The organism is Serratia sp. T13T92, assembly GCF_047530105.1.
Classification (GTDB): Bacteria; Pseudomonadota; Gammaproteobacteria; order Enterobacterales; family Enterobacteriaceae; genus Chania; species Chania fonticola.
Map to the genome: position 1 here is coordinate 642,619 of NZ_JBLJAK010000001.1, position 15,920 is coordinate 658,538.

Consider the following 15,920-nt stretch of genomic DNA (forward strand, 5'->3'; position numbering starts at 1 on the left):
ATCATGAAGCACCTTTTCGTTCTTTTTTCATTGCTGCTTTTTAGCACTGGTTCAGCCTTTGGTATTGAAATTAAAGTCAAAGCCGATAACGTCGTTTCTGGTTTCAGTAACTGCACCGTAACTAAAACAGGGAGTAACGCCTGGCAAGCCAGTTTTTCTATCGACTGGTTGGAGATGTCAGCAACCCCACCATTACCCAATTGGGGCAGCCGTACCGGCAGGGGATTTTTAATTTTCCTCTATGACAGCAGCGGCAAAGCTATCAAGACCTATCTTCCTCGAGATGACATCTCCATGAATGGCTATCGCCCAGGAGGGGCGGAGGGCAACTTTACCTACGGTAATAGCTATCTAGCCTATGGATTTAGCAATGGGTGGGATTCTTTTAGCTCCTTTTCAGCTAATATCGCTGTGCAGATAAAACAGGCAAAGGTGGCTATTGTGGCCATGTATCCCGTAAACGTTTATTCGGGAGCTCGTTCGGTGTACGAACAAACTGGAGCGATCTATTTTGCCCTCTCACAGGCTACATCCAATTGCCAACTGATGACCAATCCCAATACCCCCCCAGTGATCGTGAATCTTACGATGAATGCCCCTGACTGGGACTTAGGCGAGATCGCTACCGGTCAGCAACAGAAAGTCATGACTAACAACGCCGATCGCCTCTGCATCAGTTATCTTTCCACTGAAAGTGCCGGTAAGGATTTTATCGTTAATGCCACCAACGCTAACGGGATCGTAAATAATCGCTTTATCCTCAAGCACAGTCTGAACCCTACCAATACGCTCCCCTATACCCTGACGCTGGACAATATGGGCAAACAGATCCGGCTGCCGAATACTGACAATTCCAGCATCAGGTTTGAAGACAGTGGCAACCAAACTTGTTTTACGCCCACGTTTGATCTGTATGGGAATGATGACCAGGAACTGGGCGACTATACCGATGTGATCACCTACGAGATTGTGACCAAAAGTTAAACTATTCGACCTTCCTCAATATTTAGGCATACAAGTATGGTAAACCATAAGACACCGGAATCTCTGTCTTCTGGCGGGTAGACAAAGATGCAGATTATAGCGTACTCAATGACGTCGTTTGCCAGGGTGCCAATGTACATTTAAACGAAGCTGGCAGCCAAGGTTGCTAACCCAGGTCTTGACATTGATTTCACGTTTCACGATTTGAAGGCGAAAGTCATATCGGAACTGGAAGGTTAGCTCAGTGAGAAACAAGCGATCTCAGGTCACAGGAATTCTAGCCAAACGGCAATTTACGACAGAAAGGTGAAGGTAATATCTGTGGTGGGTAATCAATAAAAGTGAATGGATATGCTGCTTTCGGGATTTATGTTCTGAAAGCATCTTCCAAAAATGTTCTGAAAGGTGATTTTCGGCACAAAAAAACCGCCTCTCGGCGGTACGACATTACTACATATTGCTTTGATTATTCTTAGTTTATTTTCCTGGTACCCGGGGCGGGACTTGAACCCGCACAGCCATAAGCCGAGGGATTTTAAATCCCTTGTGTCTACCGATTTCACCACCCGGGCTCGGGAAAATTGGAGGCGCGTTCCGGAGTCGAACCGGACTAGACGGATTTGCAATCCGCTACATAACCGCTTTGTTAACGCGCCTTAATTCTGTTTGCCTTTGCAGGCTAAAGCTCGTAATCACCAGCTTTACTAAATTTGGAGCGGGAAACGAGACTCGAACTCGCGACCCCGACCTTGGCAAGGTCGTGCTCTACCAACTGAGCTATTCCCGCATTAATCAGAACTTGCTGATTTTTTTAAATCTTTTGGCAACTCACCGCTGCCGTCTGATGCGATGCATTCTACTTATCTGGCGTGGTGAGTCAATAAAATTGTTGTCTCACCAGGTTCGTTTGCCGATTTTTACATCGCTTCGATCAAGGTTCCAGCAAATCGCGGCGTGCCGCGTTCAAATATTGGAACATTGACCAGAAGGTCAGCACGGCGGCGATGTACAGCAAGCCGAACGACAGATACTCCACTGTAGGCTCTGGCCGCCACAACAGGCCAACCAATGACATCATCTGTGCCATGGTTTTCACCTTGCCAATCCACGAAACCGCCACGCTGCTGCGCTTGCCGATTTCCGCCATCCATTCGCGCAACGACGAGATTATGATCTCGCGAGCGATCATGGTTGCCGCAGGCAGAGTGATCCACCAGGTGTGATAATGTTCCGCTACCAGCACCAGAGCCACCGCCACCATCACCTTATCGGCAACCGGGTCGAGGAACGCGCCAAAGCGGGTAGTCTGCTTCCAGCGACGGGCTAAAAAGCCGTCAAACCAATCGGTTACAGCAGCAAACACGAAAATGACCGCACAGAGCATCGGAGCCCAGACGAACGGCAGATAAAACGCCAGGACGAAGAACGGGATCAAAACTACGCGGAACAGGGTAAGCCAAGTCGGTATATTCAATTGCATAATGCTGGTAACTATCTGGCTGGAGTGGAAATTAAGAGTATGTTGCTACATTGCCCTCAGTGTTTCAATGCATTGTAGATCTTTTCTGCCAATGCTTGTGAAATACCCGGCACTTTTGCAATTGCCTCAACGCTGGCGTTCAATAATGGTTGAAGTCCACCCATATACTTCAACAGCACCTGACGCCGTTTTGGCCCAACGCCGTCGATCAGTTCCAAGGCGCTGGTGTTTTTGACTTTCGCCCGTTTCTGGCGATGGCCGGTGATCGCATGGTTGTGTGAGTCATCACGAATATGCTGGATCACGTGCAGTGCCGGCGAGTCCGAAGGTAGCGAAATCCCCTCCCCCTCAGGGACGAAGAACAACGTCTCCAGCCCGGCCTTGCGATCGCTGCCTTTGGCAATACCGATCAGCAACGGTTTGTGCTTGTCCCAGGTCACGTTCAGCGAATTGAACACGTCAATCGCCATACCCAGTTGCCCTTTCCCGCCATCAATAAAGATGACGTCCGGGATCTTGCTCTCTTCCAGAGCTTTACCATAGCGCCGTTTCAGCACTTGCGCCATCGCGGCATAGTCATCGCCCGGCGTGATACCGGTAATATTGTAGCGCCGATACTCCGAGCGCAATGGACCGTTGCTGTCGAACACCACGCAGGAAGCCACGGTCTGCTCCCCCATCGTGTGGCTGATATCGAAACACTCCATCCGGTTTATTTCAGTCAGGTTCAGCGTTTTCGCCAGTTCCGCCAACCGCTGATGGATAGTCGATTGCTGAGAAAGCTTGGTGACCAGCGCCGTCGAGGCGTTGGTACGCGCCAGCTTCAAGTAGCGGGCACGGTCGCCACGCGGCTTGCTCTGGATCTGGATCTTGCGGCCAGCCAGTTCGCTTAGCGAGCTAGCCAGCAGATCTTTTTCCGGTAACGTAAAGTCCAGCAGGATCTCGGCTGGCAAAGTGCGCGCCTGGCTGCCTTGTAAATAGAACTGGCCCACAAAGGTTTGCACCACTTCACTCAGTTCTGTACCACCCGGTACTTTCGGGAAGTAGCTGCGACTGCCTAACACCTTGCCCTGGCGAATAAACAGCACGTGTACGCAGGCCATACCCGCATCGAAAGCCACGCCGATCACGTCCAGATCGTCGCTGTCTCCTGAGACAAACTGCTTTTCTGTCACTCGCCGTACCGCCTGGATCTGATCGCGGATGCGCGCAGCTTCTTCAAAATTGAGCAGTTTGCTGGCGTTTTCCATCCGCGCAATCAACTGGTGCAATACCTGCTGATCCTTACCGGACAAAAACAGGCGCACATAGTCTACTTGCTGGCGGTAATCTTCCTCACTCACCAAACCGGCAACGCATGGCCCCAGACAACGGCCAATCTGATACTGCAGGCAAGGACGGGAGCGATTGCGGTAGACGCTGTTATCGCATTGACGCACGGGGAACAGTTTTTGCAGCAGCGCCAGCGTTTCACGCACGGCGTAAGAATTGGGGAACGGGCCAAAGTATTCACCTTTGGCATGCTTGGCACCACGGTGTACCGTCAGCCGTGGGTGGCTATCGGCACTCAAAAAAATCAGCGGATAGGATTTATCGTCACGCAACAGAACATTATATCGGGGCTGATACAGCTTGATATAATTATGTTCCAGCAGTAGCGCCTCGGTTTCCGTATGAGTAACGGTAACGTCAATTTGCGCGATATTTTTGACCAGTGTTTCCGTCTTGCGGCTACTGACCTGAGTGCGAAAATAGCTCGCGAGACGTTTTTTCAGGTCCTTGGCTTTACCCACATAGATCACCGTCCCCGTCAGATCATACATGCGATAAACGCCAGGCTGACTGGTTACGGTTTTAAGAAATGCCGGTGCATCAAAACGATCATTCACTGCTTAACAAAGTCTCCGCGTTGAACAACCCGTGTCTGATCGCCAGATGGGTCAATTCAACATCCCCGCTGATATTCAGCTTGGTGAACATACGATAACGATAACTATTCACTGTTTTAGGGCTGAGATTCAGCTGCTCTGAGATCTCATTCACTTTCTTCCCTTTAGTGATCATCAACATAATTTGTAATTCACGCTCAGACAAGGTGCTGAACGGGTTTTCCGCCTGCGGCTCCAACTGGCTTAATGCCATTTGCTGGGCAATGTCCGAAGCGATGTAGCGCTGGCCGGCATGTACCGAACGGATCGCATTAATCACCTCTTGCGGTGCTGCGCCTTTGCTCAGATAGCCAGCCGCACCCGCCTGCATCACCTTGGCAGGCAACGGATTCTCAGTATGAATAGTCAACATGATGACTTTGATATCGGGCGTGTAACGCACAATCTTACGGGTGGCTTCCAGCCCCCCAATACCCGGCATATTCATATCCATCAAAACGATATCGACAGAGTTGCCGCGGCACCATTTTACGGCATCTTCACCGCATTGTGCTTCGCCAACAACTTTAATGCCTTTGATATCTTCAAGAATGCGTCGTATCCCTGCGCGCACCAGTTCGTGGTCATCAACAAGAAGAACGCTAATCAAGGAAAATTCTCCAAAATAAGGGAGTAACGCAATCAATCAGCCTCTGTCATCTAAACAGATATTACTTGGTTTTCAGCAAAGAATGAATACAGATTAATACTTACTCTCGGTTAACTATGGCCGGGTTTGTTGACCCTGCGCCACCTTTGTTACGATTAAAGCACTGGTTAGCGGATAAAAAACCATCAAGCCTATTAGGCTCAATACATTACCACCATGATACGCCATTTTACGCCTTCTGGCGGGAAAAATAATCGCTGTTTTCACAAAACCAGATAATAACCACCCTACCAATTATCACCCGTAACTATATGAATTACAAAATAATAACAAAATTACGCCATTTTTAATCACGTACAAACCGCTATAGGGAAACCCTTATTCAGAATACATAACCGTTGTAGACGGCGAAAAAGGTGACATTTCAAGAGAAAATAACCGACTTAAATGTCAATAGCTTGCAGATGAAATAGTTATTCATCACGTCGAATTAAGCCAGTATTACTTTATAAAATCCACTCGTTCTGAAAGCCCGCACCCGGCGCTAACTATAAATGAGTACGCAAAGGAATTACACCACTAGCGCAAAAAAATGCCCTGCCAACCTGCCCTCACGGGCATCATGCCCTCGCCACGCGGCCTCAGCGATACGAACCGCCGATGCTGTGATATACTCCGCGCCCTAAATGAGGCACGGGGTCTGCCTGGGTGAGTCGGCAGCGGGTTGTTGTGCATCAAACCACATTTCACATTTCACTTCAGGCTTATGCCTTAAAATTCAGGAGATAAAATGAGCAACGTTGACTTCACTACGTCTGCAAACCCGCAAGCGCTGGCCACCGAAGTTGCCTGCCTCAAAGCGACTTTGACGTTGATATTAAAGGCAATTGGCCAGGCTGATGCCGGTAAAGTGATCATCAATCTTGAACGTTTTGCCGCTCAGGTAGATGACCCGGATCAAGCTGAAATCTTCAAGAACAGTATTCAGCAGATCAAGCACGCCTACCGCCAATAATCCGTGCGCTATCAGGCCCCCGTTTTGGGGTCTGATAACGGCTTGGCAATGTAATTAGAGCCCCTCCTTAGCGGTTGAATGATAAGTTTCGTAACAGAATATTTTCTATCATTAGCTTAACCAACATTCACTCTAGCGCATTAATCATTAGTTGAAAAAACAACAATAGGATTAGTCCCATTTAATCATTAATAATGTTGTGGGATTTTTATTACCCCATTATTGTTCGTGACGCGAATAAATAGCCCTATAGACTAGGAATTAACTCACCTTTCGCGCAGTATCTGCACGGGCATGCTGGCAAGCACCGTTTTCTTTGGGGGGGTGATTGGCCCGCAAGGTGCGGGCCGGGTCTGATGAAGACTAACTACTGATTATCGGACTACCATCACCGAGATCTTGGCGTGGCGGACAATGGCGGCCGCATTCGAGCCGAGCAGGTAGGTTTTGACACTAGGACGGCGAGAACCAATCACGATCAGATCGGCTGAGATTTCCTCAGCAAGTTGTAGCACCTCGTCACGCGGCGAACCGAAGCTGATGGTATAAGAAAGACGCTCCAACGGCAGATCGATCCCCGCCATGAGCTTCTTCAACCCCTCCACCGCCTTCACTTCAGCCTGATTTTCAAACTCTTTGATGCCAAACGAATAGGCGGTCACAAACGCCGAAGCATCCGGCAAGGCATGGAAGAAATGCACCTTGGCCCCAGACATCTTGGCTAGATACTCCACGTGTTCGAGCGCATGTTCAGTCAATACGTCTTCAGCAAGATCTACCGGTACTAAAATGGTCTTGTACATATTCAATCCCCTCTCTGTATTACCGTGATGAACACAGCTTACCGCTGGCCAATGGGAGCTTGTACCTATTTATGATGCTTTTGTGATCAACAGGTGTAGCTGGTGGCTTCTCGACCTTTTGACCCTCGTTACTCAACCAATGATTTATACTTTTGTGATTTGAACCGCAAAACCAACCAAATGTACGCTGCACGCCCGGCGATCCACTGCCAAGCCGCGCCAGCTGCAGCAATAAACTGATTAGAACTCAACTGCTCCCCGCGCAAAACCCGCTATTAATGCCCCTCAAGCACAGACAGACATCAGGATTAGTTTAATCGCCTTTTAGCATTAGTTTTTCTCATGCTATTTTTATAAGCCCCTGTTTAATCAATGAGATAACCACTGCTGGCACTGTTCATTTGCCGCGGTAAAGAGTAATCTTCCGCCCCCTAGACGTCCGATTTGCCTCCCCTGAGTAAAGAATAATCGGCTTTTATCCCACCTTATTATGTTGTAAATATGTTGCACAAAGGTGGTGATATTGAGTTACCTTAACTTTTGTCGGAAAAACCGGCTAATACAGATAAAAAAGAGCCACTTCAGAGCTCGCCATTCCACTCATGACAGGTAAAAACAGGACAGCATACGATGGTAGATCATTCTAAAATAGCAGTGGACACCACGCCCGGATCAGAAGATCACCTAAGGCGAAACCTCTCAAACCGACATATCCAGCTGATCGCTATCGGCGGTGCCATTGGTACAGGTTTGTTTATGGGTTCCGGTAAGACCATCAGCCTGGCCGGGCCTTCCATCATCTTCGTGTACATGATCATCGGCTTTATGCTGTTCTTCGTGATGCGCGCGATGGGTGAACTGCTGCTCTCCAATCTGCAGTACAAATCTTTTAGCGACTTTGCCGCCGATCTGCTCGGCCCCTGGGCAGGGTTCTTCACCGGTTGGACTTACTGGTTCTGTTGGGTGGTGACCGGCATTGCCGACGTGGTGGCCATTACCGCTTACGCGCAGTTCTGGTTCCCCGATCTCTCCCAATGGATCGCCTCTTTACTGTGCGTGTTGCTGCTGCTCAGCCTGAACCTGGCAACGGTGAAAATGTTCGGTGAGATGGAGTTCTGGTTTGCGATGATCAAAATCGTCGCGATAGTGGGCCTGATCATCGCCGGCCTGGTCATGGTGGCGATGCACTTCGAATCCCCAACCGGCAGCGTAGCCTCCTTCTCCCACTTATGGAATGATGGCGGCATGTTCCCGAAAGGCATTAGCGGCTTCTTTGCCGGCTTCCAGATTGCGGTGTTTGCCTTTGTGGGTATCGAGCTGGTGGGAACCACCGCGGCCGAAACCAAAGATCCGGAAAAAGTGCTGCCACGCGCCATCAACTCCATCCCGATCCGCATCATCATGTTTTACGTTTTCGCGCTGATCGTGATCATGTCGGTAACGCCTTGGAACTCGGTGGTGGCCGATAAGAGCCCGTTCGTCGAGCTATTCGTGCTGATCGGTCTGCCAGCCGCAGCCAGCGTCATCAACTTCGTGGTATTGACCTCTGCCGCCTCTTCCGCCAACAGCGGCGTGTTCTCCACCAGCCGTATGCTGTTCGGCCTGGCACAGGAAGGCGATGCGCCTAAATCCTTTGCCAACCTGTCCAAACGTGCGGTACCGGCAAACGGCCTGACCTTCTCTTGTATCTGTCTGCTGGGCGGCGTGGTGCTGATCTATCTGATCCCGAACGTCATGACCGTATTCACGCTGGTCACCACCGTGTCGGCCATTCTGTTCATGTTCGTCTGGACCATCATCCTGTGTTCGTATCTGGTCTACCGTAAGCAACGCCCGGCACTGCACCAGAAATCGATCTACAAGATGCCTGCCGGTAAGTTGATGTGCTGGGTATGCATGGCGTTCTTCGCATTCGTGCTGGTGCTGCTGACGCTGCGCGAGGACACACGCCAGGCGCTGGTCGTCACGCCGCTGTGGTTTATCATTCTGGGGATCGGTTATCAGTTTGTACGCCGTAAAAAGGCGGCCTAACCTTAGTTATTGCAACGCCGCGTTCTCACGCGGCGTTTTTACAGGTGCAGCATGCAGCGCCCGCCGCTATGTCAACTCTACTGGCTTGGGTTTACGCCGAATACGCAACTCACTGACAATCACCCCCAGCACAATCAACCCTGCGCCAATCAGCGCCAACCCAGGCAAACGCTCACCGGCGATACGACCGACTATCCCAGCCCATACCGGTTCACCGGCATAAATCACCGTGGCACGGGTAGGTGAAACGCTGCGTTGTGCCCAGTTCATCGTCAGTTGGATCACCGCACTGGCGATCCCCAGCCCTACCGCGCTGTAAAGCAGATAGTTGGAAAACGCCGGAACCGACTCCCCGGTGGGAGCCATCATCAAAAACGATAACAACGACGCAGTAGCCAACTGCACAATGGTCACCCGCCGCACATTGACCTTGCCCGCAAAAGCACCGATTAGAATCACCTCGATGGCAATCGCCAGCGCACTGACCAACGTCAGGAATTCACCGCCGCTGAATGCCAGGCTGGAACTGCTTGGCCCGCTCAACAGCATCAGTCCGACGAAGGCCAGCAGAATGCCAATCCAGGACATGATCCCCGGCATACGCCCAAGGACCAGCCACTGCAATAACGGCACAATCGGCACGTACATGGCAGTAATAAAGGCCGACTGGCTGCTGGTGATGGTTTGCAGCCCCATGGTTTGCAGGCCATAGCCGAACATGATCGAGGTGCCGATAAACACTCCGGCCTTGATTTCGTACCAGGTCATCCCGCGCAGCGAACGCAGAGAGAACAGCACCAGCGCCAACGTCGCGGTGCCAAAACGTAGCCCGACAAAAAAGAATGGCCCACTGACCAGCATCGCCTGATGCACGGCCAAAAAGGTGCCGCCCCAGAGCATGGTGATAAAGACCAGTACGGCTTCCTGGGGTTTGATCTTCAGAAACAGCGTGGGAGTAGAGTTTTTCTTGACCGTTGACACTGACTTGCCCTTCCTGCTGGGTGCACTAAAATACACAATTTCTGCCAGTATGGGGAAAAGGCTAGCAATCGGCAATATCGTGCCGGATTGGCAGCAGCAATCGCCGCCCGGTGCCGAAGGTTGACAACCAATCCTCCTGGACCTTTTTACTCTTCCTGGGCCGGGACTTCCGGCAGCGTTTCCAACGGCGGCTGTATCCCCTCAGAGATGTAATCTACGGCAGCCAGGGAGCGCTCGTTGCCCATAGCGTCTTCCACCACCACATGTTTGATAGCACCATCAGAAAGTATCACTCGCTTAATGCCACGTTCGGGTTCCATATCTCCTCCCGGTGTGAATGTCTGCCCCTCAAGTTTAGCCTGTGCAGCGCTTGTCGGGTTGCGGTCTAAGCGTTTATCTGAATCCCCTTCGCATTTTTTATCATATCCCCCCGGTTATCCGAACTCCGTGCGGCAATGCACTTTGTATGGCCAGCGAAGAATCATCACCAGCAGTTATACATTGAAGGGGAAACATCAATCATCCCTATCTTGTTTGCGGAACCCGAGCAGGGTTAAAATGCCGACCAGCCTACCGCTCACCCGTTGAACGTCCGGTCGATTCAAGCTGTGTCCGCCTGTCCGCCAACCAAAGCCAGGCGTTCTATTTTTTGCGTACTGCAAAGGGAAATAAGTCAGTGTCTAAAGATTTTGATGAACTAATAAGAGACATGGATCTTATTATTGAAAATGTAGACAGTTTCAAGGCTTTGGCCCCACGCATGCCGCCACCGGCGGTAGAAGCGCCGCCAACAGCCCACTCCTACGATTCATTCTGCGAAAACATTGCGCTGAAAGTGGTATTGAAGGTTCTGCTGTCATCGGTAGACAAGATCGTCAAGGTGCAAATCGCCAACCGGGTTGAGCAAGAGATCACTCAGATCGAGCAACAGGTCGTCTTGGCTGGCGGTGGCCCGGTTGCGCCCGAAGACCTGGCACAGATGACCCACTACGTGCGCCGTACCGTTCACGATTTGCTCAATTGAGTTCCGCCAGAAAAGCGGTTGTGCGTTGGGGATGGATTGTTTCAGCCCGGATAGCATGGTTTGGCGAGTATCGGCACTCAGGGAATGGTTGAATATTCATCGGGTATACCCGAATCAAGCGTACTCCAGGCGTTTCGGCTGCAAACCGGGCGTTTGGGGTTTCGTCACCTTGACGGCTTTCGCCGGATCGCCTGCCACAAACTCCAGGGTGGGCGAGTAGTAAAAAGGCAACCATGCCTCGAAATTCTCTTCCCACTCCCATTTGACTGGGCATGGCCACAGAATATCTTCGTGCAGAATGTAATAGATCCACCTCCCATGAGGGCGGCGTGGCTTAAGTGTTTTCATAATGCCATCAATACTTTCTCACCTGTTGCGAGCTGGCCGCGAAATGGGCCGCTCGGCCATAATACCTCAGTGGAGCCACTTGAAGCGAGGAGCACCACGAAACGCGGTGCTTAACAGGTAATTATACGATAACGGCACGGATTTTGCGGCAAAGTAGCGGAGTTTAATCCGCTACTTTGCGCAATGCATTACTACGAAGTGATGGTAAATCTTACTACATGTTCAGTGAGGAATAGTGCGGTTGGCAAGTTATCTTGCTCTTGTCACTACCCTCTGCCCTAAAGGGCGTATCCCTGGTGAAGCACAATATTTTCTATTCGGTATACTCTTGAGAAAGGTCAATTATTCCCTTCTCTTGCCAACAACATACCCATTTTTTGCCACCAGGAAAACAGGTGAAAAACACCCTTGTAATCATTGTCAATAAATGTTAACAAAAGCTAATCAATACAGACACCTTAATGAACATTTGAATTATTAGCATGAAAAGGAAAGATTGGCCATGAAGATTAACGTAACGGACACTCCAAATCCGCAGGACGAAGAGTTCGTGATTGACAGCCTCTGGGCGCACAACCATCAGTATGATGCGGTAGATATTCATCCGTTATTCCTGACCGTCACCGACGATCGCGGGCAGATTGTGGCAGGGCTGGTTGCCAGAACCTGGTGGGGTGGATTAGAAGTCCAGTACCTGTGGGTGGGTGACGAGTATCGCAAAAAAGGCTACGGCCGTGACCTGATGCTGCGGGCAGAACAGGAAGCCGTCAAGCGCGGTTGCCATATGGCCTATGTCGATACCTTCAGTTTTCAGGCGCAGGCGTTTTACGAAAAACTGGGGTACCAACCGTATGGCAACTTAGCGGGCTATGCGCACCGCCATACTCGCATTTATTTAGCGAAAAACATCTGATAGCGCTGGAGTATGAGGGGTTCAAATGGATTCATTTTGGCAGAGCAATGAATTATATTTAAAAGGTCTCATCACCATGATGGAACATTTAAATGAGCCTTGGGGCATTAAAGATTTATCTTCACGCCATATTTATATGAATAAGGCGGCCTATCTTTATACCAATACACCTCTCAATTTCGATATTGCGGGCAAGCTTGATGCCGAATTCCCTGCCGATTGGGCAGAGTTCGCCCCCGACTTGCAAGAACACGACAGGAAAACCGAAGGAACGCGGGATCGCGTAGCCGTCATCGAGACGCACTTCTGGTACGGTAGCGACAGCCTGGTCCCCTTTATCAGCGAAAAACTGCCTATTTATAATGACAAGGAAGAGCTGGTTGGCACCATGTGGAACGCCCGTCCGCTGGACAGTTTTTCACCGCTAAAATATATCAACCAGCAAAAACCCAGCATATTAACCACCGAAGTCAGCATCCAGATTTTTACCCAGTCGGAGTTGGATATCATATTTTTGATGCTGCAACGCTACACCAACAAAGAGATTGCCAGGCTATATGACGTCAGCAATAAAACCATAGAAAATAGAATCTACAACATCTACCAAAAAGCCGATGTGCATACGCTCCAGCAGTTCGAGGAGTATTGCAAACTGGTGAATTTGGACAGCTACATTCCAGTACGCCTAATTGAAAAAGGCATCCAATTTATTTAAACGTTAACGAGAGATTATCGTGATTAAAATTGAAGACTACCCACTGAGCCGGGTACCGCAGGATAAGAGGGTCTCCTTCCTCAGCGTCGCCATCGTGCATATGGGTATGCTAACGGCCTTGGACCAGTTTATGTTGGGTGCCGTGCTGGGTAACTCAATGACCCTGACCGATGCCTTTATCGCTATCTCGATTGGCAGCCTGATCTTTGGGGTCGTGACGTTCGGGCTGGGTTTGGCCGGGATGAGAGAAGGTATCTCCGGCAGCCTGCTGGCTCGCTGGTGTGGCTTTGGCCGCATAGGCTCGGTGCTTATCGGCCTGGTAGTGGCCGTCAGCCTGTTGGGCTGGTTTGGCATTCAGAACGCCATCTTTGCCAAATCGCTTAACTTCGCCTTGGGCGATCGCCTGGGCTTCCCGCTGTCAGCCTCACTCTCCGGCCTGTTTTTGACGGTGCTGGTCGCTTTTGGTTTTAAAGCGCTGCGCATCACTGCACGTATCGCAGTGCCGCTGTTTATCCTGCTGGTGTTCTTTATTTCCTATAACGTCCTCTCTGGGCAGAAACTGCATGAGGCCATTCTGCTGGCACCGATGGGGGAAGCGTTGACCATCAGCGCGGGCATCACCATCGTAGTCGGCGGCGCCATTGTCGCCAGCCTGATGACTCCTGACCTGACCCGTTACTCCAAAAACAAACGCCACGTGTTTGGCATTACTCTGCTGACCATTATTGCCGGTGAATTCGTGGTTAACGGCCTGGCGATTTTTATTGCCAAAACGCTCGGCACCGCAGACGTGGTAACGATCATGGCCCAGAGTGCAGGCGGTATCGGTTTGCTGGTGGTCGTGTTCTCCACCCTGCGCGTTAACGATCTGAACCTCTATTCGTCGTCCTTGGGCGTAGTGAATGCGGTTGAAGGGATTACCGGTAAAAAGCTGAAATACACCGCAACCACGGTGATTATCGGTCTGTTGGGCACGCTGCTTTCGGTTCTGGGGATCCTGGATCGGTTTGTGGATTTCCTGACCGTGCTGGGCGTGGTATTCCCACCGATCCTCGGCGTCATGCTGGTGGACTATTTCCTGCTGCGCAGCCACCGAGACGCTTTGGATGCCAGCCGCCAGCTTGGACAACTGCCGCAGGAAACGCCGCTCATCGGTTGGGCAGCGATTATCGCCAGCATCGTCGGCAGCGTGATTGGTCTGGTGACGGAATGGGGCGTGCCAACCATTAACTCACTGCTGGCAGCCAGCGTGATTTACTGGCTGTTTAAACGCCTGTTTGGCCGGGCAACCAACCTGCAAACTGCTTAATTTGTCGAATTAACAGGGTCGAGCATATGTTCGACCCTAGCTAAGCGGGCGGCGCCCCTACAAGGTGAAACCTTGGTGGTGGTATCCGCCTTTCAGGTCGCGTTACCGGGAATAACAATATTACTGTCCGCCAACGATCCCATCTGATTAAACATCACGCAGGCCGCATCCACGATATGCATGGCAATGGCGGCACCGCTGCCCTCCCCCAGCCGCATATCCAGATGCAGATAAGGTGCCAATTGCAGGTGCTCAAGAGCCGCAGCCGCGCCCTTCTCCGCAGAGAAATGGGACGGCAGCAGATAATCCCGAGCCTGAGGCGCAATGCCGCAGACCGCCAGCGCAGAGGCGTAAGAGAGAAAACCATCGAGGATCACCGGCAGACCGGCCGCAGCAGCCCCCAGCATCACGCCAGCCATTCCCACCAGATCGTATCCACCCAGCTTCGCCAACACGTCCAACGCGTCTTGGGCATCCGGCTGATTTACCTCAATCGCCCGACGCACCACGTCCACCTTGTGGTGCAAACGATCGCTGGGGAAATTGGCCCCAATGCCGACCACTTCCTGCGGATCGCGGCCGGTAAAGACGCTAACTAACGCAGCGGCTGGCGTAGTATTAGCCATCCCCAACTCACCAACGCCAAACAGCTTCACCCCAAGCGCCGCCTGCTCCAGCGTCAATTGAGCCGTGGCCAACAGCAACTCCTCCGCCTGCTGGCGCGTCATTGCCTCACCACGCGCAATGTTGCCGCTGCCGCGCCCAACTTTCATGTCGATCAGGCCCGGCAAGGGTTCGCTGTCGATGCCAACATCCACCAGCTTCACCTCGGCACCAGCATTGGCCGCCAATACGCAGACGCCGGTATTGCCTTTCACCATATTCAGCGCCTGGATCACCGTCACTTCACGCGGTGACACCGCCACCCCTTCGGCATAAACGCCGTGATCGGCCATCATGACGATTATTTGCTTGCGGCTGGCGTCCATCTCGCTAAAACCGCGCATCCCGGCTAACTGGGTCGCCAACTGTTCCAGGCGGCCAAGGCTACCCGGTGGCTTAAGCAGGCCATCAATCTTTGCCGCTGCCTGTTGCATGGCGGCCGCGTCCAACGGCTTAATCAGGTCGATTAACGATGACAATGTTTGCATAACTTTATTCTCTGCTTGCAGGCTGCCAATGAGCCTGGCTGTTAAATACTTTTAGCGTGACAAACCCCTGGTTGAGTTCCACCACGCTGTAGGCTCCCTGGGTAAACGGGAAATGCCACATCCCGGCGGCAGGCAACTTTAGTAACCCAGCCAGCAGCAGGCTCAGAGAACCTTGGTGCGCCACCAGCAGACGATCGCCATCGCCCTGTTCGTTCAGCAGACGCTGGGCCTGCTGGCTAATCCTCTGTGAAAACAGTGGAAAGGACTCCCCCGCTGGCGGGCAGGCTAGCTGCCAATCTGCCACCCAGTCGGCCCAGGCAGCACTATCCTGCTGCTGTAAATCCTGGTGATGGCACATTTCCCAGTCGCCAAAATTCATTTCGTTAAAGCCGCCGTCGGGTTGGATCACCAGTTCCCTTTGCCCGAGCACGATCTCGGCGGTATGTTGGGCGCGTCTTAACTCACTGCTGATCGCCTGGGTAAAAGGCACCTCGGCCAGCCATTGTGCGATCTGCCTGGCCTGCTGCTCACCTTGTTCGGTCAACGGCAAGTCGGTCATGCCGCAAAATACGCCCTGCCGATTCGCCGCCGTTTGCCCGTGTCGTACCAAAAATAGCCGCATAACGCC

At 51.6% G+C, this 15,920-nt stretch carries 16 protein-coding genes, 3 tRNA genes and 1 pseudogene; 8 read left to right on the forward strand and 12 right to left on the reverse strand.

Annotated elements, in window-relative coordinates; all coding sequences use genetic code 11:
* Positions 1-3: 3 nt before the first annotated feature.
* Entirely contained in the window at positions 4-984 is a 981-nt protein-coding gene (locus ACMV5I_RS03020; protein WP_414823644.1) for a hypothetical protein, read from the forward strand.
* Between the two features lie 156 nt (positions 985-1,140).
* Positions 1,141-1,323 (forward strand): annotated as a pseudogene (locus ACMV5I_RS03025) (integrase); the annotation flags it as partial.
* 147 nt (positions 1,324-1,470) lie between these two features.
* On the opposite strand, the gene ACMV5I_RS03030 reads toward ACMV5I_RS03025, so the two are convergent.
* The 6 genes from ACMV5I_RS03030 to uvrY form a co-directional block, all read right to left on the reverse strand.
* Positions 1,471-1,556 (reverse strand) — tRNA-Leu (locus tag ACMV5I_RS03030).
* A gap of 10 nt (positions 1,557-1,566) precedes the next feature.
* Positions 1,567-1,640: transfer RNA gene (locus ACMV5I_RS03035), tRNA-Cys, on the reverse strand.
* Positions 1,641-1,695: 55 nt separating this feature from the next.
* Positions 1,696-1,771, reverse strand: a tRNA-Gly gene (locus ACMV5I_RS03040).
* A gap of 144 nt (positions 1,772-1,915) precedes the next feature.
* Complete coding sequence (gene pgsA, locus ACMV5I_RS03045) at positions 1,916-2,464, reverse strand: CDP-diacylglycerol--glycerol-3-phosphate 3-phosphatidyltransferase (protein WP_021804755.1); 549 nt, start codon at positions 2,462-2,464, stop codon at positions 1,916-1,918.
* Between the two features lie 56 nt (positions 2,465-2,520).
* On the reverse strand, positions 2,521-4,353 hold the full coding sequence (gene uvrC / locus ACMV5I_RS03050; protein ID WP_414823645.1) for an excinuclease ABC subunit UvrC: 1,833 nt from the start codon (positions 4,351-4,353) through the stop codon (positions 2,521-2,523).
* Positions 4,346-5,002, reverse strand: a complete 657-nt coding sequence (uvrY, locus tag ACMV5I_RS03055) for a UvrY/SirA/GacA family response regulator transcription factor (RefSeq protein WP_024485703.1) — start codon at positions 5,000-5,002, stop codon at positions 4,346-4,348. The genes uvrC and uvrY overlap by 8 nt, the downstream gene beginning before the upstream one ends.
* A gap of 790 nt (positions 5,003-5,792) precedes the next feature.
* On the opposite strand from uvrY, the gene ACMV5I_RS03060 reads away from it, so the two are divergent.
* Entirely contained in the window at positions 5,793-6,017 is a 225-nt protein-coding gene (locus ACMV5I_RS03060; protein WP_021178352.1) for a DUF2594 family protein, read from the forward strand.
* Between the two features lie 374 nt (positions 6,018-6,391).
* On the opposite strand, the gene ACMV5I_RS03065 is transcribed toward ACMV5I_RS03060, so the two are convergent.
* Entirely contained in the window at positions 6,392-6,820 is a 429-nt protein-coding gene (locus ACMV5I_RS03065) for a universal stress protein (protein ID WP_021178353.1), read from the reverse strand.
* Positions 6,821-7,450: 630 nt separating this feature from the next.
* Between ACMV5I_RS03065 and cycA the strand changes: the two genes are divergently transcribed.
* Positions 7,451-8,851 (forward strand): D-serine/D-alanine/glycine transporter, encoded by a 1,401-nt coding sequence (gene cycA, locus ACMV5I_RS03070; protein ID WP_071680542.1) that lies wholly within the window; start codon positions 7,451-7,453, stop codon positions 8,849-8,851.
* Positions 8,852-8,917: 66 nt separating this feature from the next.
* Here cycA and ACMV5I_RS03075 read toward each other — a convergent pair whose 3' ends face one another.
* A complete protein-coding gene (locus ACMV5I_RS03075) occupies positions 8,918-9,832 on the reverse strand; it encodes a DMT family transporter (protein ID WP_024528494.1) in 915 nt (304 codons plus the stop codon).
* Positions 9,833-9,978: 146 nt separating this feature from the next.
* Entirely contained in the window at positions 9,979-10,152 is a 174-nt protein-coding gene (locus tag ACMV5I_RS03080; RefSeq protein WP_164721884.1) for a hypothetical protein, read from the reverse strand.
* A gap of 389 nt (positions 10,153-10,541) precedes the next feature.
* Between ACMV5I_RS03080 and ACMV5I_RS03085 the strand changes: the two genes are divergently transcribed.
* A complete protein-coding gene (locus tag ACMV5I_RS03085; protein WP_202729081.1) occupies positions 10,542-10,856 on the forward strand; it encodes a hypothetical protein in 315 nt (104 codons plus the stop codon).
* A 114-nt stretch (positions 10,857-10,970) separates the two neighbouring features.
* On the opposite strand, the gene ACMV5I_RS03090 is transcribed toward ACMV5I_RS03085, so the two are convergent.
* Positions 10,971-11,204 carry a hypothetical protein gene (locus tag ACMV5I_RS03090; protein ID WP_024486733.1) on the reverse strand — a complete coding sequence of 78 codons (234 nt, stop codon included), beginning with the start codon at positions 11,202-11,204 and terminating at the stop codon, positions 10,971-10,973.
* A 502-nt stretch (positions 11,205-11,706) separates the two neighbouring features.
* On the opposite strand from ACMV5I_RS03090, the gene ACMV5I_RS03095 reads away from it, so the two are divergent.
* The 3 genes from ACMV5I_RS03095 to ACMV5I_RS03105 are packed head-to-tail and all read left to right on the forward strand — an operon-like array spanning position 11,707 to position 14,141.
* Positions 11,707-12,117, forward strand: coding sequence for a GNAT family N-acetyltransferase (locus tag ACMV5I_RS03095; RefSeq protein WP_021178360.1), 411 nt, complete (start codon positions 11,707-11,709; stop codon positions 12,115-12,117).
* 25 nt (positions 12,118-12,142) lie between these two features.
* The gene (locus tag ACMV5I_RS03100) at positions 12,143-12,832 is read left to right on the forward strand and encodes a helix-turn-helix transcriptional regulator (protein ID WP_024528492.1); all 690 of its coding nucleotides are present in this window, start codon (positions 12,143-12,145) and stop codon (positions 12,830-12,832) included.
* A 19-nt stretch (positions 12,833-12,851) separates the two neighbouring features.
* Positions 12,852-14,141 (forward strand): cytosine permease, encoded by a 1,290-nt coding sequence (locus ACMV5I_RS03105; RefSeq protein ID WP_261461193.1) that lies wholly within the window; start codon positions 12,852-12,854, stop codon positions 14,139-14,141.
* Between the two features lie 92 nt (positions 14,142-14,233).
* On the opposite strand, the gene cobT is transcribed toward ACMV5I_RS03105, so the two are convergent.
* Both cobT and ACMV5I_RS03115 read right to left on the reverse strand, forming a co-directional pair.
* A complete protein-coding gene (cobT, locus tag ACMV5I_RS03110) occupies positions 14,234-15,292 on the reverse strand; it encodes a nicotinate-nucleotide--dimethylbenzimidazole phosphoribosyltransferase (RefSeq protein ID WP_414823646.1) in 1,059 nt (352 codons plus the stop codon).
* A 4-nt stretch (positions 15,293-15,296) separates the two neighbouring features.
* A complete protein-coding gene (locus ACMV5I_RS03115; protein ID WP_414823647.1) occupies positions 15,297-15,914 on the reverse strand; it encodes an adenosylcobalamin/alpha-ribazole phosphatase in 618 nt (205 codons plus the stop codon).
* Positions 15,915-15,920: the final 6 nt, after the last annotated feature.